Origin of the sequence: Aestuariibaculum sediminum (assembly GCF_014596945.1) — a bacterium.
In the GTDB taxonomy this organism is placed as follows: Bacteria; Bacteroidota; Bacteroidia; order Flavobacteriales; family Flavobacteriaceae; genus Aestuariibaculum; species Aestuariibaculum sediminum.
This window is the reverse complement of record NZ_JACVXB010000002.1, coordinates 54,011-74,732: the sequence shown is the minus strand read 5'-3', so window position 1 is coordinate 74,732 and position 20,722 is coordinate 54,011. Positions and strand designations below refer to the sequence as shown.

Genomic DNA, 20,722 nt, shown 5'->3' with positions numbered 1-20,722 from the left:
TGAATGAATTTATTTTAATTACTTGGTAATCCATCTGTCTTCATACCTTGTATGATAAGGGCATGTATCATATACAACTCATCGGATCCACTATCTTCATGAGCACCATTAATTCCATATGGCCAAAAATGCGTACCATCACCTTTTATTACCGCATTACTATCTCTAGTAAGTAGTTTTAAAATTGTATTTGCACGAGAACCTTGCCATGTTCCTTGCATTAACTCTGCATATTTCCAGTGCGTTCCCACTCCCACAGTATGAGCCATTTCATGCATTGCGGTACCTGCTTTTTGATAACTAACTTTTGCCCCCATATTTATCCAACCATCAAAGTTGGCATCAGCTGTAGGTGTTCCTGGAGAATAATTTACATTAACATGTTTTACAATAGATGTGAAATTATTATAGTAAGTCGTAGCAATATTAAAAGCTTCAGTTATACGATCATAAGCGGCTTGTGTTTCTGCATCTGGGTTAGAGGCTGGATTCCATAAATCCCATGTGAAATTCCCTTTTTTTATAGTGCTCACCGAAACCTGGTCGCTGTAAATAACCCCTTTAGTAGTTTTAGCATATGGTCTAAAAAAATAAGGTGTTTCAGGGTCCAATCCTGTTACTCTTTGCAAGTAATTATTTTGAACTTCACTACTCACAATTTTACTATCTTCATCTATTGTAGCTCCTCCTGAAGTATTATAAACAATCCCTACTTCTTCTATATCTAAATCTCCTGAATCCTCTAAAATAATCTCTAAAAAGATATCATGAGCTCCCGAGACCTTTTCGCCAATTGCCAAAACCGGGTCTTGCACATTTTGAGTTACAAAGCTAATTTGATTACCATACCCTACTCCTTTGCTATTTATAGCATAAGCTCGCGCATAATATGTTTTATTGCTTTCTAGGTCTGTAAGGTTTGTTTTGAACTCTCCAGATCCATTATAAGAATTCGCTTTTGTTTTAAAATCCTTACTGTAAGTAGGGTTTTCGTTAAACCCATAACAAATTCCTCTTTCTGTAATACTTGCACCTCCATCATTTACAATTTTCGCCCAAAACGTGGCACTAATAGCCGTCAAATCTTCTGGCTCATTTGTACTTACCTCTGGTAGTTCTACTACTTCTTCTACTTCTTCCTCTTGAACAACATCATCATCTGATGCACCATTTGAAGAGCAAGAAAAAGCTATTATAAACAGCAACATTATTGATCCTAATGTGAACTTACTTACTGGTTGATTGAAATACTCTTTCATAACTAATTAATTTTTGTTCGTACTTATTTTTTACGCCGTAGTAATTTCTTGTTTTAAGGTGTACTAAATTATACTCAAGTACCAGCTCTCACTGTTATTATCAAGTATACTACTTAACATCCTTAATGTTTTAAAATAAAACCCTAGTTCTTTAGTTCTTTAGTTCTTTAGTTCTTTAGTTCTTTAAATAATTAAAATTTATATCGTTTCCCCCTTTATCGAATGAAATACATTATCGGGACTAAACCTTGTAGAGTCTTTGCTTTATTATTAAACTACTATCAATATTTTAGATTCTATTATTTGACTTTAGCTAGTTAATCTTTTGTTTTTACAACTTATTCTAAGCGTTAACATATTGTGTATCTTATGAAAACTCCTCATTCTTTATTGTCTTCTTCTACTAAAAGAAATATGAGTAAACGCATGTTACCTTTATTAGCGGTATATCAAGTTTTTGCATAATTTATTTAATGCCCTCCCTATTTAGGAGTTGCAGCTACATAAATATTTCTTGCCTTAAATACTGGATTTTCATTGCGTACTTTAGAATCTTTATTGGTCATTCCACTAGCACCTTCCATTTGCATATTAATTATTAGTCAAAATGGATGATTTGTAAAATCTTTAATTTCATCCGACTTTAAAATGTTGTCTATGTACAATTTAACGTGGGTGTTTACTTCATCTACATATTCTAATGTTACTTTGTAATGATGCCAAATTTTTGCTGCATCAATTAATTCTGTTTTTTCGGTCGTCCAAATCGTACTTCTCCAATCTTTTCCTGTAACTGTATTTTGCCAGCAAATGGGGCTCCCTTTAAACTCTAGTATGTCTACCTCCGGAGGCCAAGATGTTGCACCTGTAATCCAAAATGCAGGCCAGCTCCCATGTTCTATCGGAGCCTGAAAATCCCCACTAATCTCCCAGTAAGGTAATATTTCTGTAACCCTTATTTTCTTTTTTAAATGAACTGCTCCCGAATGAAATGCGATCGGTAAATGAGGATCGGCTGAGCTTTTCCCTTCATCTCTTCCTTTATTCCAATAGGCCTTAATTTCAAGAATACCTCCTTTTTTGAGACTAACATTTTCCGTAAACATCCTTGCCGTACCATTATGATCAGTTCCCCAAGGGTAAAACATACTCCAATTGGCTTCGAACACTTTTTTATTATTGAAACTTGTTGAGTCTAAATAAACAATAGGTTTAATAGAATCCTTTACTGTACTATTTTTTAAATCATTATTATTACCAGATTTAGCAAATAACGAAGTATAAATAATTGAGGCACAAAAAACCATTGAATACTTAAAACATGTCATAACCCAAAAAAATTAAACAGTAAAAAAAGAGGGGTAAGCCCCTCATTTTTTACTCTAATAACTTAATTAACCACTATTATTTCCCAAGATCTAATATTACAGTAACGGTTAAACCCTTCTGGTTGTGTAGTAACCTGACCCACAGAGATATTTGTTGGTGCATCTACCGTAAAAGTTATCAAATATTCTAAAGAAGATGTCGATAGTATTCTTTTATAACCTAAAACCTCTGGAGCTGTTTCAACATTAACAAAATCTGGTAATCCATCTCCTTGTGCTATCATAAAGTAAGCACCTCTATCTGCTGTTGCATCGTGGTTTGTATCACGAATAACAACTTTTAATTGATAAGTTGCTGGTTCTGCTGCAACTACCTGATAAATTTTACCATTAATTACTGGAGCCGCTCCCCAACCAGACTCAATATTGAAAATATTTCCATTCCATTCATCCCAGCCACCATAGCCATTATGGTTTTTAACCGCATCATTGGAAATCCAAGGCGCTGCTAATACGCCCCATCTTCCTGACGTTGATTCAGCTTTAAACGGTATTGCGGCGTTACCCAATACAGGAGTAGGGACAGGTTTATATTCAATAGGCGTTGTATAAAATGTGTCTATTGAAGTCTCATCTGGCAAAAATAATGTACTGAAACTGTAAATAGATCCAGCTTTAAAATCTGGAATTTTTTGTGTAAAAGAATCTATTGGAACAAAGATTTTACTTTCTTCATCGGATTGATTCGTGTAAACAATTTCACTACCAATAACCCCTGAACTTAAATCCATATCCCCTAATTTAACCTCTAACTCATTTCCTACCAAAACATTAGAATAAACAGGTCTACTATATAAACTATTTTGATAGCGTTCACCATAAACTGAACCAATACCAGAAACACTTACAGATTCATTACCCAACGCATCATATGTTCTAACATCAAAACTATATATATTCTCTTCAAGGTTGTCTATAATTACTTCTAAGGTATCTACACCATTGGTTCTATTGACTGGTACAGAAACAAAATCCTCTCCATTATTCCAAAAAACACGACACTCTGTTATCTTTGGATCTGACATAAAAAGACCTTCAACTTTAACCCTGTTTTTACCAGAATATACTTTAAGAGAATCTATTTTACCTGTATAAGAAATTTCTCCTCCTTCTAAAAATTCTTTATACCCATCATCCATCTTTGTACAAGCCGATATGGCTATAACAATTGCCAACATAACAAATGCCTGCCAAAAATATTTTTTAATTATATTACTCATAATTATTCTTTTTATTTATTAAACATAGGTCTAATTAGGGTTTCCATAAACTTGGATTTCTCCAATAGCCATAGTACCAATACCTGCCCAGTTTTTAAGTGACTTTATTCTTAAATAACGTACTTTAGGTGCAGCAACATCGAACTCCCAACTAAAACCTGCATTTGCTGTTTGGTAATCTTCATCTGTTTGTTCTCCAAAGGGTAAGCCTGATGGCTTAACAGCATTATAAGATCCTAATTTCACCCATGATTCATCTAAACTTCCATCAGGATTTGGATTAGCAGAACCCCAAATTTCAAATTCCTTTAAATTACCAATGTAATAGTATGTTCTTCCATTGTAATATTCTGGATAATCCCAAATTACAATTCTACTCATTTTAGCTAATACGCCTGTATCAATTGTAACAATATGTTGTCCAGATACGGCTCCTTGTGTTAAAAAAACTCTTGGCCAATCCATTATATTTCCATCCCACATACCACTTGGAACAGCTGTAGTATGCGAAGGTGTGTCTCCCGGTAAAGGGTAATGCTTGTAATTAGCCTTCGGTAACGCTTCTTCAACAAAAGGTGTTACATTAGCAAATAAGGTATCTGTGGTATTTAACCACCTGTCTCTTACGGTAACAGCAAATTCATGCTCTTTAATTGAAAAACCTCTTATCGTCTTGTTTATAGAATCTGTAGAAGTATAAACACTGTTAGGGTGAATTTCCCAGTCTCCTTGCTGATTTTTTTCCATCAATAAAATTGCAAGGTCATGTCTTAAAGGGTTTTTTGCAGTTAAACGAACACCTCCAAAAGCGGCATCTGCAGATAAACTTCGAAATACGTCCCAAATTGGAGACTCTAAAGGATGAATGTTTACCGTTACAGGTTCTGAAGCTATTTCACTTCTGTTATACGCGTATAGCTTAACCTCTTGCTCCTCCTCATTAGCAAATCCTTCAACGGTTAGCGAGTTGTTGTAATAGGAAGATTTCACTTCCATCATCCTTCCGCTATTCAATTTATATTCTGCCTTAACATATAACAAATCTTGATCATCCGGAAGTGTATAAGTTAACTTAGACTCGCCTGGTAGATTTTCTACAAGAACATTGGATACGATGCCTGGCGGAGTCATATTGTTTTCTAAAGGTTCCAATTTATTTTCATCGCAAGCATAAACTACTACAAGTAATACTGCAGAAACCCATTTTATATTATTAATTATGTTTTTCATGATTATTTTCTTTTAAAATTACCATCCTAAATTTTGAACTAAATTCAAATTTCTTAACATTTGACTTTCAGGAATTGGCCAAAAGTAATCTCGAGGCGAAACAAAACTTTGTTGATAAACGGTTCTTATTTGATAATAAGACACATTATCTTCTCCTTTTATATTCCAACCTGTAATTGGTGCATTTAATTCTTGTGCAGCCTTTTTCCATCGTCTTAAATCCCAAAAACGATGTCCTTCAAAAGCTAACTCAATTAATCGTTCTCTATGAATAATTTCGCGTAAACCATTTTTCGTTGTAGGTTTAGTTGGATTTACTGAAAAATTGGCCCATGACTCTACAACACCATCTAAACCTGCTCTTTCCCTTACAAGATCTAAATACTCATAAACTTCTGCTGATGGTCCATCTGCTTCGTTTAAGGCTTCGGCATACATTAAATATAAATCGGCTAAGCGCATTTCGGGCCATGCGTAATCTTGATATGTGGCGCCTCCTGTAGTAAAAGTAACTTGATTCCAATCGACCAACTTTTTAACAAAATATCCCGTAACGTTAGTATGGAAAGCATGGCTTGCCCCTGCTGGATCTCCAAATTTTCCCTGTACATACCAAACATCACCTTCATCTGATTGTGATTCACTGTCATATTTATACCAAATACCACCATCAAAACCTAAGTCGGCATAAAAGCGTGGTTCTCTATCGTAATTAAGTCGAGCAGTTAAATAGCCCTCTTTAATATTAAACCTTTCCTCAGAAGTAGCTTCTCGTAATTCTTTTTCATCAAAAAACTCTAACGAATTATCTTCATTGATAGGAACTCCATTTTTCGTATAGAACATTCTAGCTATTTTTAATGGCGGAGAAATAATCTTTCTAGCATCGTTATGGTTATGACTTGCAATTAACGGTGGCATACACAATCTTTGCAGGTCCCATGTTCTACTATTCGGGTTTGCCCAGATTATTTCTTCATTCCATCTTTCACAAACTGCTTGACGTATACTCATTTGAGTCATTGTAGTTTCAGAAAGCGAAAAAGGTGTTTCTGGAAAAACATAAAGTGATTTCCCATTACTGTGAGCCGATTGTATCGCCTCTAAAGCGGCATCTGCAGCTAATTTCCATTTATTCTCATCGTATTCAGGGTTAAATAAAGCTGTTCCATCCCTATTAACTAGGCTAGCAAAATCTGAATTACCATTGAATAAAGGACTGGCTGCCATTAACAATACTTTTGCTTTTATACTTAAGGCAATAGTTTTTGTTAATCTTCCTGCTTCCGTTGTTACTATAAGTTCATTATCATTTGGTAGTTTTTCTGTAGCACTATCTAATAAATCTACTATATACGCCACACACTCATCTACAGGGTCTCTACTCACATTTATCTCTGATTCGGGAGCATCAATTGGTACATTTTTATCGATGATTGGAATTGGACCATACATTCTTAAAAGATAATAATGGTAATAAGCTTTTAGAAACTCAGCTTCTCCAATCCAACGTTTTCTTTCTGAAGACTCAATATCTGGCACCTTACTTAAATCATTCATATTTTCAATGAAAGTGTTACAATTTCTAAGTACTTCGAATAGATTGTAATTGTCTCCTGGCCCGCCTCCTGTCCAGGTACCTTCCCAAACATTCATGTACGGATTTGATATTCTTTGGTTACCTCTGGCGATTTCAAAGGCATCACTAGTAATTGAAGTTTGATAAGGGATCCACATCTCATCTCCTGATAGCATACCTATATTAAAAATGACATCTCCATCTTTTGGTAAATATGAATACAAAGAGAAAAGATATTTTTCTGCTTCATTTCTTAACTTAAAGGCATTATCTATTGTTGCAACGTTATCTGGAACAACATCTAAATAATCTTCACAAGATTGCATAAACAATAATGCCAAACTAAGCGTACTCAAAGCTAAAGATGCTTTAAGTTTATTGATTATTATTTTGTTATAATATTTCATATTTTTTTAATTTTTGTATCTAAATTATAATTCCAATAATATTCCAAAATTGTAAGTGGTCTGTATTGGATATCCTAAACCATTTCCGCCCATTTCCGGATCCCACATTTTAAATTGACTAAACACCACTGGATTCAATGAATTTGCATAAAATCTCAAGCTATTTATCTTCATTTTATCTAAGAAATTCTGTGGCATATTGAAACCTAATTCTATACTTTTAAGTCTTAAAAATGCGCCATTTCTCATCCACCAAGTAGATGTTCTATTATTGTTATCTACAAAATATTCACTTAACCTAGGCCAGAATGCATAAGAGTTTCGATTATCTTCAGACCAATGATCTTCTGCTACTACTTTTAACAATCCATTTTGTGCCCCGCCATTAATAACGAATGGCGATATATTTTGAGGGTTTATGAAAAATGATGTACGCGCAGCTCCTTGAAAAAACACACTAAAATCAAATTTTTTGTAACCTACACTACCTCCAAAACCATAAATGATTTCTGGCACGGTAGGATACCCCATTGGTACAAGGTCTAACTCTGTAATTACCCCGTCTCCATTTACATCCTTGTACTTTATATCTCCTCCGCCATACTCTCCAAATTGAGTAGGTGAGTTAGCTGCTTCTTGATCATCAATAAACAAGCGCTCTGCTATGTATCCGTAGGTCTGAGCAACAGAATTTCCTACGACACTTCTATAGCTTAATTCTTCAGGATAATTTATTTCATCTTGTCTAATTATCTCGCTTGTAGAGTACGTAAAGTTTCCTCGTAAGTTTGTCCACCATCCGTTATAAAAATCTTTATTATAACTAATAGAGCCATCAAAACCTTTACTTTCGGCTTTTCCAAAGTTAGTTGCAGGAGTGGTAGCTAAACCTAAAGTAGAACCAATTGCTGTTCTGCGCTGATATATATCTGACCTATTCTGTTTAAATACATCTGCAACAATGCTTAGAGAATTATTAAAAAGACTTAAGTCGATACCTAAATTAATTTGCTTAGATTTTTCCCAACTTATTTGTTCATTAGGGTATTGTATTATAGAAATACCTGGACGATAATAATTATTTAACTCTCCAAAACTGGCTCCATAAGTAGGATTATCGAGATTCACTTCTGGTAAATAGAAAAACCTTTCATTTGGAGCACCAATTTGATCATTTCCTACCCATCCGTAACTTGCTCTTAGTTTTAGGTTACTAACCACTGGTTTTAAAGATTCAAAGAATTTTTCATTTGAAATTATATAACCTAGTGCAAACGATGGAAAAAACCCAAAACGATTATTTTTAGCAAAACGTTCAGATCCATTATACCCAAAATTCATCTCTACCAAATACCTATCATCGTAACCATAAGTAAACCTACCTGATAAACCTAAATTCTTGTAAGGCAAAGATAGTTGCAGTGACCCTGCGTTCGCCGTTTCATAATTAGACATAATACCAATTAACATACCTGAAACATCGTGCTTCTCACCAAAAGTGTGATTATAGTTAATTGCCGTTTCTAACCAAGCTCTTGAATTAAGATCTTTTGCTCCTTCACCATAATTTAAATACTCACGTCCTGGTGTACCAATAGACCCCTGAAGACCATTATTGATAAGGGATAAATTAATTTCATTAGTATCAGGGTTTACATTAGCTTGATAATAAAAAGGGTTGTATGATCTATTTATTTCATACGATGAAATCCTCCTAATATATCCCATCGCTCTTAAACTTAACCCTGTTAATAAATCACTTAAATTTTGTCTTAATTGTATTTGCGCTTGAACATTAGCCGCTTTTCTTACGGAATACCCTCTAACCATTTCGGCATAAGGGTTTGTTAATAGTGTAGTACTTCCCTGTCCAGTAACAGCACCACCAAAAAGTGGGTGTTCTACATAAGGTCTTAATTCTTGCGGATATACTGCTGGAAATTTCACAGGATTAGACCAAATTGCTCGATTAAAAATGTTAGTTCCTCCTCCTATAGGGCCGGTATAGTCATCAAATTGAGCGTATAAATTTACCGCCAAATCTGTTGTCTCCGTAAGATTCATATCCACATTACTTCTAAAGGAATAATTCTGTAATTTGATATTATTATTAAAATTATTAATCTTATCAACTTTTAATACTCCATTATCAATGTTATAGGTACTTGCTACATAATATCTTGCCTTTTCACCACCACCACTTAAACTAATGTTGTATGAATTATTTATCGTTACGTCTTGAATTAATTGATCAATCCAATCGTTATTTGGATACAAAATAGGATCATAACCTGCGGCTGTTCTGTCTATTTTAGTTTTTGAATAAGGTAATACAGCTTGCGGATCTCTTGTCAAGGCTGCTTCGTTTGCCAAATTCATATAGGTTATGTTGTCGGCAAACTTAAAGTTTTTAGAGTTTGTAGACACCTTTTGTTCCGTGCGAAATCGAACACTCATTTTACCTACAATACCTCTTTTAGTATTAATTAATACAACGCCATTTGCTCCCCTAGCGCCATAAATTGAAGCTGCAGAAGCATCCTTTAAAACTGAGAATTTATCAATATCATCTGGTTGTAGGCGTGCCATATCGGTTGGGGTAGACTCCACACCATCAATTAATATTAAAGGGTCGCGCTTACCAGTACCAAAATTTCCCAATCCGCGTATAAAAAACTCTGCATTGTCTTGTCCTGGCTCTCCACTTTGCTGAAAAGCAATCATACCTGCCACTCTACCAGCCATCATGGTCGTTAAGTTACTTGTTGGACCTTTTATTTCTTCTGGTTCAATAGTCGTAATTGCACTAACTAAACTTGTCTTTTTCTGAGTACCGAATCCAACAACCACCACTTCGTTTAAGGCTGCTGCATCTTCATTTAACAAAATGTTAAATACAGATTTAGTTCCAATTTCAATTTCTACGGATTCATATCCCAAATAAGATACGACCAAAATTTCTGCACTACTATTAATATCTAATGTAAATTCTCCATCAAAATTTGTAGTTACCCCTGTTGTTGTTCCTTTTATTATAACATTAGCTCCTGGTAAAGGCACCCCCGAAGCATCTTTTACTACTCCTGTAATGGTTCGCTTCTGGGTTTCATTCTTGAAATCTACTATTTTTCCTTCAGTGGCTTGAACTTGATAAGCAGTCGTCAAACACAAAAATAGAGCGACCAGTTTAAGTTTGAAATCAAATTCAGGACAAGAAAAAAAGACTTTCCTCTTTTTAATTAGTTTTATCATATTAATTAATTTTTTGTTTTAAGTTTTTGCTATTCTGTGTTTCTGTTAAAAAACTTGAAATAAGAAAAATGTTGGTTTGGTTTGGTTTGATTTTCATGTCATAATTATATAGATTCTTGTGATTGAGTTATTTATTTTTATCACTTCTTAAACAGTTTTATCTGGTAACTATAGGTGTAATGCTTATCATGTAAACGATATTGTCTGTGAGGGTATGCTCCCCAGCTATTATCTCCCCCAACACCACGCTGTTTTAAATCAATATGTAGATATACCTTATTGTTTTCTACAACAATATCCGTTGGGTGTCTCTGCGATTTATGCAAACCGCCATCTAATGTCTCTGTTGCCATATTTAGGGCGCTAAAACCAAGCGGCTGAAGCCCTTTAATTTCTAAACCTTCATTTACAGAGTTTGTTAATGTTAACCAACGAACGCCGGTTTTATAACCTGCTTCCTGCGGACGTATATATTCCCAAGTAAACTGGTTTTCAACATCACCATTATATAATCCTATAAATGAGGAAGTATTTCGGTCACTATAATTTTCCCATGGCCCTCTTCCGTAGTAGGATAAGTTGTCGTAATTGCCATCAAGTATCATACGCATCCCGAATCTTGGTAATTCTGGCAATTCTTTCCCTTGCATATCGATACTGGCAGTAACAAGTATAGAACCATCATTTTGAATTAAATAATTTACGGTATACGGAATATCGAATTTGCTAATCGTAAATTGAACAGTAACAGGTAAACCATGTTCAGTTTTATCGCCTACTTCTATACTTTCAAACTTTAAATCCTTTTGTGCTAATTTCCAGTCGCCTAAACGCTCGGGCATTTTATTACCATAATCGTTATCTGTTGGTGCGCGCCAGAAATAAGGTTCTGGAAAACCGATAATTGTATTTTCATAAGTATCAGCAAAAGTATATTGAATTAATTTCCCCGATTTTAAATCAAGTCCTCCTTTAATATTTCCACTTGTAAACCATAAAACACTTTTATCTTCTTTAAAATCTAAAATACCTGAAGCAATTTCATTACTTTTAAAATAAGATTGATTTCCTAATTTGAATTGTTCTCTAGCCACTTCATGATTAGCTGGAATTAAAGGCGCATCATTTTTGGTATAAGCGTAAACATCTAGATAATATTCTTTATCTGAATCTAAATCTGGAAGGTTTAAAGTCTCAATTTTTGTTTGATTTGGTTCTGCCAGAGCATTAAAAGTTCCTTCATTTACAACAATACCATTAGCTTTTAACTGCCATTTAAATTTGTATTGATCTAAATTGGTAAAGTTGTATTTATTCACAACTTCTAATTGATTACCATTTAGTTTGAACGCTATATTTTGAAATACTTTTTTAACTTCTTGCAATGCTGGATGCGGTGTTCTGTCCGCAGAAACTAAACCGTTAGCGCAGAAATTTTCATCATGTTGAAGGTTTTCTCCTCCTAAATCTCCTCCATATGCCCAAAACATTCTACCATCGTCTGTTTCGGTTTTTAAACCTTGATCGACCCAATCCCAAATAAATCCACCTTGCATTTTAGGACTAATATTCATTATATCACGATACTCCTGAAAGTTACCGTTACTATTCCCCATGGCATGCGAGTATTCACACATAATAAAAGGTCTTTGCTTTTCGGAATTAGCATAATCTTTCATGTAACCTATACCTGGATACATGGGTGCTACAATATCTGTATTGTCATTTTCGTCTGCTTGTTCAAAGGTTACAAATCGGGTTTTATCGCGCTCTTTAATCCAATCATAAGCCTCATAAAATACAGGCCCATTTCCACATTCATTACCCATAGACCATAAAATGATTGAGGTTGCATTTTTATCTTGCTCTAACATTCGCTTTATGCGATCTAAATGTGCAGGTGCCCACTCAGGTAAATACGCTGGATGTTTTGCTTTATCGAACCACCCTTGTTTTTCAGCACCCATGGCATGGGTTTCTATATTAGCTTCATCTACAATATAAAATCCATACTCATCGGCAAGCTCATATAGATAAGGATCGTGCGGATAATGACTCATTCTAATTGAATTAATATTATTCTGCTTCATTACTTTCATATCCAGTAGCATGGTTTCTCGATTTGGTGTATGGCCCTTTATACCATCATGCTCATGTAGATTCACACCATTTACCATAAGTGGCGCTCCATTTATCATTAACTGAGCATTTTTTATTTCCACTTTTCTAAACCCTATACGTTTTGTAACGATTTGTGTATTCTTTTTATCCTTAAGCGAAATGATGTATCGGTATAAATATGGATTTTCGGCACTCCATTTTTTAACATTAGCAATTGTGGATGAAAACTTAACTGTTTCGGCTCCATTAACTTTTTTGCTTTCGGAATACACTGTATTTCCATCGGCATCAAGCAAACGAACGGAAACTGCTTGCTTTTTAGCTGTTTTGTTTCCAAATTGTCTTAAGTCAATATCAACACTAAAAAGTCCGTTTGTATACGAATCATCTAAATTTGCCTGAGCAAAGAAATCCCATATAGTAGTTTTAGGCATGGCTTGTAAATAAACGTCACGCTCAATACCACTTAAGCGCCAAAAATCCTGATCTTCTAAATAACTACCATCATGCCAACGAAACACTTGAACCGCCAAGAGGTTTACTCCGGTTGTTAAATAATTGGTTATATCGAATTCGGCAGCCGTTTTAGATGCTTTTGTCATGCCAACTTCACTACCATTTAAAAAGATCCTGGCATAACCCGAAATTGATCCAAAATTTAAAATCACTTGTTTATCATTCCAATCGTTAGGCACTGAGAATTTCGTTCTGTAGGTTCCAACAGGATTATAATTCTCATCTATAAACGGTGGATTTTTAGGAAATGGATAATTAACATTGGTATATATGGGTGTATCGAAACCCTCTAGTTCCCAATTTGAAGGTACTGCTATAGCTTTCCAATCAGCATCATTAAAATTTACTTCATAGAATTTTAACGGCCTGTCGGCTGGTTTTTTAACAATGTTAAATTTCCAGTTACCATTTAAACTTTTAAAATATTTAGAATTATTGGAAACGTTTGTTAAGGCTGAAATCTCATTATCATACAAAACAAAAGATGTACGACCTTGCTCCTTATTTCTGTCTAAAATAGTAGGGTTTTCCCATTCTCTTTTATCATTTTGAGCAAGCCCAAAATTAAAAAGCATAAGACATAATGGAACTATAATTAGTTTGTGCATTGTATAATTAGTTTGTCTATTTGTGGTTGGTTTTCTAAAAGGGTGGTTGCGACACTTATTAGTGTATTACAAATTTCTTTATTGTTAAATAAAAAAACAGGGGATAAAGTGACATTTTATAGGGTACTAATTGTCCAAAACTTATTTACCCTTCAATTGAACACCCTGATTAACCAACACATTTACAGTTATTTACCTTTTAAATTATTATATTCTATTGTGTTTATATCGCATCATTGCCTCAACTAAATAATAATCGCCATATGATAACGGTACATCGATCTCTGTTTTTTGAGGCATATGCCCTAAGCCATGTTTTAAAAGAAATCCACCGTTTGAATTATTATTTGCCATATAGACGTCAGACGTTAATGTGTTAAGAATTGTTATTGCCGCATTATTATATTTTTCCGTTAATTCGCCATCTACATAATGCTTTAGTTCTAACAAAGCAGAGGCGATAATAGCACCAGCCGATGAATCTCTTAACGCTTCCGGAATATTTGGAGCATCAAAATCCCAGTAAGGCACCATGTCCTTCGGTAAATTAGGATGATTTAGTATAAAATTGGCAATACCATTAGCTTGCGCCAAATACCTTTTGTCTTTCGTTTCTCTATACATAACTGTGTAACCGTATAATCCCCATGCTTGACCACGTGCCCAAGCAGAATCATCGGAATAACCTTGTGCGGTACGCTTTTGCTTTACAGCTCCCGTATTCTTGTTATAATTTATTACATGGTAAGAACTGAAATCGTGCCTAAAATGATTATCCATGGTAGTATTGGCATGGGTTACTGCTATATTATAATATTTAGGATCGTTACTATATTTAGATGCCCAAAACAGCAACTCTAAATTCATCATATTATCAATGATTACTAAATAATCATCATTTGATGAATCCCAGGATTTTATACAGCCCACCGTATCATTAAACCTTGAAGCAAGAGATTTAGCACTGTTCATTAAAATATTTTTATACGACTCTGATGGGGTTAGGCGTTCGGCATTTCCAAAACTGCAATACATCATAAAACCTAAATCATGGGTAGTCGTGTTAAATTGTTCTCGCTTTAAATCATTCAAAATGCGATCTATTTCCTTTTGAAATTCTGGATTAGTGTTGTTTTCATTTAAATACAGAAGTGTTCCTGGATAAAAACCACTACACCACCATCCTGAGCGACTTGTTTCAAGTTTGTCTTGCTTAGCATGGTATGTTTTCGGATATCTTCCTTCAGGTAAAATAGTCTTTAAATACAGGTATTGTGAGGTCGCGGTATCAAAAATGACATCAATTTTATCATCTAATGGAGTTACCCGATTGCAAGAATGTAAAGTGCATAAAATCATTAATATTAAAGCCTGTTTCATCTTTTAGTAGGTATTTATTGGTTGGTTTAACTTTTTAATAGTTTATTCAAATTTCTCACTTCTAATATTTTTACTTCAGATGCGTCTGAGTCTGCAATACCTTCGCTATCAATTTGAGTAACATTCTGAAGGAATATGTGGAGTTGTTTTTTGGAATGCCACAATGCTAGATCAAAATTAGGTTCCCATTGTCCGACAGAGTCATTAGTTAAATGAATCACTGACCAAGGCCTTTTGTTTTCAATATTTTTGGTATAGGCCATAGATACTTTATTATCTAGCGAAGCATCTCTAAACAAAATCGCTACAAATTCATTACCAATTAAAATATCTGGACGAGATATTGGAATATGCTTAGTTCCTCCTCCTCCTAAAACAAATGATTCGCTTCTAAAACCTGTATTTACATTTTGCCAGATACTATCCTTTAAATAGGCCAATTGGTATTGTGGTACATTATTTTTATTCCAATAGGAAACTATAAATGGATTACCATTTTCATCTGTCGTTATTGAAGTTTGATTTATTAAATTACTGTTTTGCGAAATTTTTAATGCATATTCCGCTGTTGATTTGGTAATAGGTAACTCGTAGATATCGGCATTAGACTTCTCCCAAGTTTTACCACCATCCCTAGAACGCGCATAACATAAATCATGATTCGTTTCTACATTCCAGGTTTCGCGCCATACCCAAGATAAATGAATAATCCCTTTAGCATCAACATGAGCTTGCCAGTAAGCACTACGCTTATTTTCGCCATCAATAAGATTGCTTTGGATTTGTTCCCATGTCTGGTTTGCTAAATTATAGCTATTAATAACAAGGTTTCCACGGCCAGATTCCCCAGAACGGTAGAAGAACATCAGATTCCCATTTGAAAGATTATAAAATTCTGGATATGTCACCTTTTCTTCCTGCTTCCCTGTCATTTCCTGTTCATTCCCCAAAACAAGCCCATACGGCTCTTTGCTCACGGCATACCGCAATTTAGTATTATGATGATCCCAGCTCACATGTAAGAATCCATTACCATCTATTGCTATACTTATGCTATTATGGGCATCCTTGGCAAGACCTCTATAAGGCGTTTTATTAATTAACCATTTTGAAGATTTTAAGCGACGTTTGGCTAAAACTAAATAGCTTTCGGGGTCGTAGAAAGCTGTAAACTGATAGCCATTGTGCGTAGTAATTGCATTTTTTCTAAACTTAACTGTATTTACTGAATTTTTACTCCATCCCTCTCCTACGTATGTTGATGTGACATTTTGTGCTCCTAACTCAAACAAGACGAGGTTAAGGCATACAAGTATAATACCATGAATATGTAACGCAGAGTGTTTCACTACAATTAGTTTGATTTAATTCGTTTGTTTTGGTTTTAATAAACAAGTGTTGTTTTATCACTTGTAAAACCATTTAAGCAAAAATGTTAAAAGCCAACTAATTGTAACGGATAATAAATGACAAAATTAGGGTTACAAAATGTCCAAACCCTTAATAGAATGGTTAGCAACAACAAAACGGCTTCAATTGAAGTATTTTATATTTTTTGCAAATAAAGACCTAAAGATAAGCGACTTGAGGTGAAAGGCTAAATGTTAAATATAATGTTTTGATTACTTTTTACTAAACTCGGAAGGTAATTGCTCAAATTGTTCTTTAAATAATTTCCTAAAGTATTTTACATTACTAAAACCAACTTCGTAAGCTGCTTGTGCAATAGTATAATTACCACTTTGCAAGTATTCTGCCGCTTTATCTAATTTTACCTTTCGAATAAATTGATTAATATTTAAACCTGTAATGGCTTTTAATTTTCTAAATAAAGATGTCCTACTCATACCCATATTTTGAGCCACCTCCCATACATCCAATTTTTCTTTATCTAAATTTTCATGAATTACTTCTGTTAATTTATTTAAAAAATCTTTTTCTTGATTTAGTAGAGAATTACTTTCATCAATTTCAGCTATAACTGCTCTATCTTTATTTAAAAAGTATTGTCGTAATTGTTTCCTTATATCTAATAAGTTTCTAATCCTAGTTTGCAATACCTGACTACTAAAAGGCTTTACTATGTAATCGTCTGCGCCATATTTATAACCTTCTTCTATGCTTTCGGTATTTCCCTTTGCGGTTAAAAGTATTATAGGAATATGCGTTGTTTCTGTAGTTTCTTTTAAAACGTTACAGAGTTCTATACCGTTCATTTTAGGCATCATAATATCAGAAACAATTAAATCGGGAATGTAACGTTTGGCTTTATCGACACCTTCTTCACCATTATTCGCATATATTAAATCATACTTTCCATCTAATAATCCATCTAAATATTTTAAAATATCGGGGTTATCGTCTATCAATAAAACAAGCTCTTTACTTTCGTCTAGATTAAAATTCGTTTTTCTATCAGTCAATTGATTTAATTCTACATCTGTCACCCAGTCACTAATTTCATTAGTTTCTTCCTTATCAGTTGTATTTTGAGTATCTAAAACAGCATTAATAAACAGTGATTTATCACGAGGAATAACTACAGTAAAGGTACTTCCTTTTTTAATTTCACTTTCTATGTATATAGTCCCTGAATGTAACTCTACAAAGCTTTTTGAAAGAGCCAATCCTATACCTAAACCTTGCTTACTTTTTACAGAATTTGATTGATAATACCTTTCGAAAACGTGTACTAATTCTTCTTTACTAATGCCATAACCGGTATCTCTAACTTTTATTTCAAAACTTTCGTTATCGTAAACTAAAGACACATTTATTTCACCGTTATCCTTAGTATATTTGAAAGCATTAGATAATAAATTATTGAAAATAATATGCATTTTTTCCAAGTCGAACCATGCGAACAGGTTTTCATCAGGAAAATCATAACTTAAGGAAATCCCACGCTTTTTTGCAAGGGGATAATAATTATGCACCCATTGCTCCAAACATTCTGTTACATTATGTTCTTCTATTCTTAATTTACTTAATCCAAGATTAGATTTCCTAAATTCAAGTAACTTATTAATAGTTTGAAGTAATTGCTTCGCATTTTTCTGAATTAAGGTTAGACTGTTTTTGTGCTTTATCGATTTCACCTCATTAATCATATCCTCCAAAGGCGCTAAAATTAGGGTAAGTGGTGTTTTCAATTCATGTGAAAAACTTGTAAAGAAACGCATGCGTTCTTCATTAAAATTATACTCTAACTGACGTTCCTTTTTCTCGACAGACAATGAATTTATAAGTTTAACACGTTCAGTGTAATATTTCATAAACCAATAAATGCCTAAAACTAACAATACTAAATAACCAATATATGCCCAAGAGGTTCTCCAAAATGGAGGCAAAATTGATATATTTAATTGTTTTACAGTCTCATCACCCGAACCAAATTTAGCTTTCACATTGAGCGTATATTCGCCATAGGGTAAATTAACAAGGTTGACTTTACCTAATTGGTTGGTACTAATCCGCTGATTATGATAACCAGAGACGTAATATGAATAATTAACCTTTTTAGCAAAAGGGTATTTTAATGCCGCATAATCTAAAGTTAAAAAGGTTTGATCAGGCTTTAGATAAATATGATCTTCAAAATATATGGATTCGTCTAAAATAGCGTCTTTAGCAGTAGAAACTTTAGCTTTTTTATCTAGTACCTGCAACGATTTAAAAACAATAGGGTAAGCTTCTCTCATACTATGCAGGTTATCTGGGTTAAAGATATTCAACCCTTTATCACCTCCAAGATAAATCATACCTGAACCAGAAATTAAACTAGTTCCCGTATTAAAAACACCTTGTTGTACGTTGGTATATGTGTTTAAATTATGTATGTCGTCGGTTAATGCGTTATAATTACTAATTCCTTTGAAAGTACCTAACCAGATATTCTTTTGATTTTCCATAACCATACTACTTACAGTATTGTTACTCAATCCGTTTTTTTCTGTAAATATTATAATATCAAGCGTTGTAGGATCAAGTCGCATTAATCCTTCATTTTGTGACCCTGCCAAAATATCACCACTTGGTAAAGGCAAAACACACAAAAAAAGATTGGTTTTAATTCCCTTTACATTGTTGGAATTATAAAACGATGAAATGTTTTTTTCTGGATTGTATTTTAAAATACCGTCACCAAAAGTAGCCATCCATAAATTGCCTTTTAAGTCTTCCTTAATGCCTCTAATATCAATTTTACCCAATAGGTCAATATATGAAAATGTATCTTCTGCTTCATTGTAACGGTAAAGTCCACCACGATTGGTTCCTACCCAAATTTGATTTTTCCTATCCTCATAAACAACACGAACATCGCTACCTCTATTTATGCTTTCTGTTAAATAATGTTTACAAATTCCAGTTTCAGTATTCATTTTATTCAAACCACCCTGATAAGTTCCAATCCAGAGTCGATGCTTTGAATCTTCAAGCAAGGCCAAAATAAAATTGTTGCTTAGCGAACTAACATCATTTGGATTATGCTTATAGTTTTTAAATGATTTTGTGTTTGGGTCAAACACGTCTAGACCTGCCCCGTCTGTACCAATATAAATCTTTCTATTGGTACTTTCGGCCAATGCGCCTATCCTATCGTGACTTAATCCGCTCCCTGTTATTCGTTTCCTCAGAAGTTTTATGGGCTCACCACGCGGGTTAACATAATTTAAACCAGTACTTGTTCCAATCCACATGTTTCCTTCCTTATCCTTCTTCAAGGCGGAAACAGTACGGTTGTATATACTTGAGCCATCATCAGCTTTTAAATACCATTTTACATGGAAATTTTTATCGTTTTTTATAAAATCTTTTGTGTTAATAATGTTCAGCCCTCCATTTCGAGTTCCAATCCACAAATGCCCTAAATTATCCTCTTCTAAGGCCAAAATATCATCATCGCTTAAACCTTTTCCTTTTACAAAAGATTTTTCTAGATGTAATGTATCATGACTGTTAGTAATAACCTGTAAGCCATTGCTCGAACCTATCCAAAGATTTCCTTCTTTATCAGCATGAAGTGCCTTCACGAACAAATTTCTTCCTCTATTGTCCCCCTTCAAGTTTACCCTAGTTACCGTATTGGTTTTCAAATTAATTTTATTGAGTCCGTTACCAGCTGTTCCGACCCATAGTAATGTATCGGATTGACGCAATAAGCTATTGATATAATTTGACGACAACGAAGCTGGGTCGTTGGGTTTATGGCTAAACACTTTTGAATTATTATACTTATCTAATATTTGAACACCTCCATTTAAAATAGATAAGATCATCTCATTATTAGCCCCAAATTCAAAATTTGAAACATTTCTGTTTAACAATCCATTTTCTTCATTTAAAATCTCGAATGTGTCCTTTTTTTCATCATAAATAATAAGCCCTTCTGGAGTTGCAATAAGAAGCTGATGATTGTTAATTGCTTTAACCTGATTAATATAATCATCACTTAACAAAGCATTTCCATCCTTGTCCTCTTTTTTAAAACTGGTAAATTCAGTGCCGTCATAACGATTTAGACCATCTGGAGTACCTATCCAGATAAATCCTAAAGAGTCCTGCTCAATACTATGTATAATATTATTTGATAACCCAACTTCTACATCGAGCAAATAAAAATTAAGCTCATGCTCAATAGAATTAAATTCTACTGCAGAATTTTGAGCAATTCCAGAGCTGAAAAACAATAAAATAATATATGGAACAAATACTCTCATTAATTTTTTTAGATGAATTAGTATAACTACTAAATTAGAATT

At 33.9% G+C, this 20,722-nt stretch carries 10 protein-coding genes; all 10 read right to left on the bottom strand.

Translation table 11 applies throughout. The annotated features are described in order from the left end of the window. Window positions 1–14: 14 nt before the first annotated feature. Window positions 15–1,259: a hypothetical protein gene (locus tag ICJ83_RS05315; protein ID WP_188229342.1), complete on the bottom strand. Its 1,245-nt coding sequence runs from the start codon at window positions 1,257–1,259 to the stop codon at window positions 15–17. 602 nt (window positions 1,260–1,861) lie between these two features. Then, window positions 1,862–2,587, bottom strand: coding sequence for a LamG domain-containing protein (locus ICJ83_RS05310; protein WP_188229341.1), 726 nt, complete (start codon window positions 2,585–2,587; stop codon window positions 1,862–1,864). Between the two features lie 62 nt (window positions 2,588–2,649). After that, a complete protein-coding gene (locus ICJ83_RS05305; RefSeq protein ID WP_223154603.1) occupies window positions 2,650–3,867 on the bottom strand; it encodes a DUF4998 domain-containing protein in 1,218 nt (405 codons plus the stop codon). A gap of 30 nt (window positions 3,868–3,897) precedes the next feature. Then, a complete protein-coding gene (locus tag ICJ83_RS05300; RefSeq protein WP_188229340.1) occupies window positions 3,898–5,097 on the bottom strand; it encodes a DUF4959 domain-containing protein in 1,200 nt (399 codons plus the stop codon). Between the two features lie 18 nt (window positions 5,098–5,115). Further along, window positions 5,116–7,083: a RagB/SusD family nutrient uptake outer membrane protein gene (locus ICJ83_RS05295; RefSeq protein ID WP_188229339.1), complete on the bottom strand. Its 1,968-nt coding sequence runs from the start codon at window positions 7,081–7,083 to the stop codon at window positions 5,116–5,118. 24 nt (window positions 7,084–7,107) lie between these two features. Further along, a complete protein-coding gene (locus ICJ83_RS05290; RefSeq protein ID WP_188229338.1) occupies window positions 7,108–10,335 on the bottom strand; it encodes a SusC/RagA family TonB-linked outer membrane protein in 3,228 nt (1,075 codons plus the stop codon). Between the two features lie 140 nt (window positions 10,336–10,475). Then, window positions 10,476–13,580 (bottom strand): glycoside hydrolase family 2 TIM barrel-domain containing protein, encoded by a 3,105-nt coding sequence (locus ICJ83_RS05285; protein WP_188229337.1) that lies wholly within the window; start codon window positions 13,578–13,580, stop codon window positions 10,476–10,478. A gap of 207 nt (window positions 13,581–13,787) precedes the next feature. Next, window positions 13,788–14,960 carry a glycoside hydrolase family protein gene (locus ICJ83_RS05280; protein WP_188229336.1) on the bottom strand — a complete coding sequence of 391 codons (1,173 nt, stop codon included), beginning with the start codon at window positions 14,958–14,960 and terminating at the stop codon, window positions 13,788–13,790. A 26-nt stretch (window positions 14,961–14,986) separates the two neighbouring features. Further along, window positions 14,987–16,309: a BNR repeat-containing protein gene (locus ICJ83_RS05275; RefSeq protein ID WP_317173261.1), complete on the bottom strand. Its 1,323-nt coding sequence runs from the start codon at window positions 16,307–16,309 to the stop codon at window positions 14,987–14,989. A gap of 273 nt (window positions 16,310–16,582) precedes the next feature. Then, a complete protein-coding gene (locus ICJ83_RS05270) occupies window positions 16,583–20,680 on the bottom strand; it encodes a hybrid sensor histidine kinase/response regulator transcription factor (RefSeq protein ID WP_188229335.1) in 4,098 nt (1,365 codons plus the stop codon). Window positions 20,681–20,722 lie beyond the last annotated feature (42 nt).

Excerpts from the sequence above, each read along its gene's own strand:
- ICJ83_RS05315 (WP_188229342.1), bottom strand. The coding sequence starts at position 1,259 with ATGAAAGAGTATTTCAATCAACCAGTAAGTAAGTTCACATTAGGATCA.
- ICJ83_RS05310 (WP_188229341.1), bottom strand. The coding sequence starts at position 2,587 with ATGACATGTTTTAAGTATTCAATGGTTTTTTGTGCCTCAATTATTTAT.
- ICJ83_RS05305 (WP_223154603.1), bottom strand. The coding sequence starts at position 3,867 with ATGAGTAATATAATTAAAAAATATTTTTGGCAGGCATTTGTTATGTTG.
- ICJ83_RS05300 (WP_188229340.1), bottom strand. The coding sequence starts at position 5,097 with ATGAAAAACATAATTAATAATATAAAATGGGTTTCTGCAGTATTACTT.
- ICJ83_RS05295 (WP_188229339.1), bottom strand. The coding sequence starts at position 7,083 with ATGAAATATTATAACAAAATAATAATCAATAAACTTAAAGCATCTTTA.
- ICJ83_RS05290 (WP_188229338.1), bottom strand. The coding sequence starts at position 10,335 with ATGATAAAACTAATTAAAAAGAGGAAAGTCTTTTTTTCTTGTCCTGAA.
- ICJ83_RS05285 (WP_188229337.1), bottom strand. The coding sequence starts at position 13,580 with ATGCACAAACTAATTATAGTTCCATTATGTCTTATGCTTTTTAATTTT.
- ICJ83_RS05280 (WP_188229336.1), bottom strand. The coding sequence starts at position 14,960 with ATGAAACAGGCTTTAATATTAATGATTTTATGCACTTTACATTCTTGC.
- ICJ83_RS05270 (WP_188229335.1), bottom strand. The coding sequence starts at position 20,680 with ATGAGAGTATTTGTTCCATATATTATTTTATTGTTTTTCAGCTCTGGA.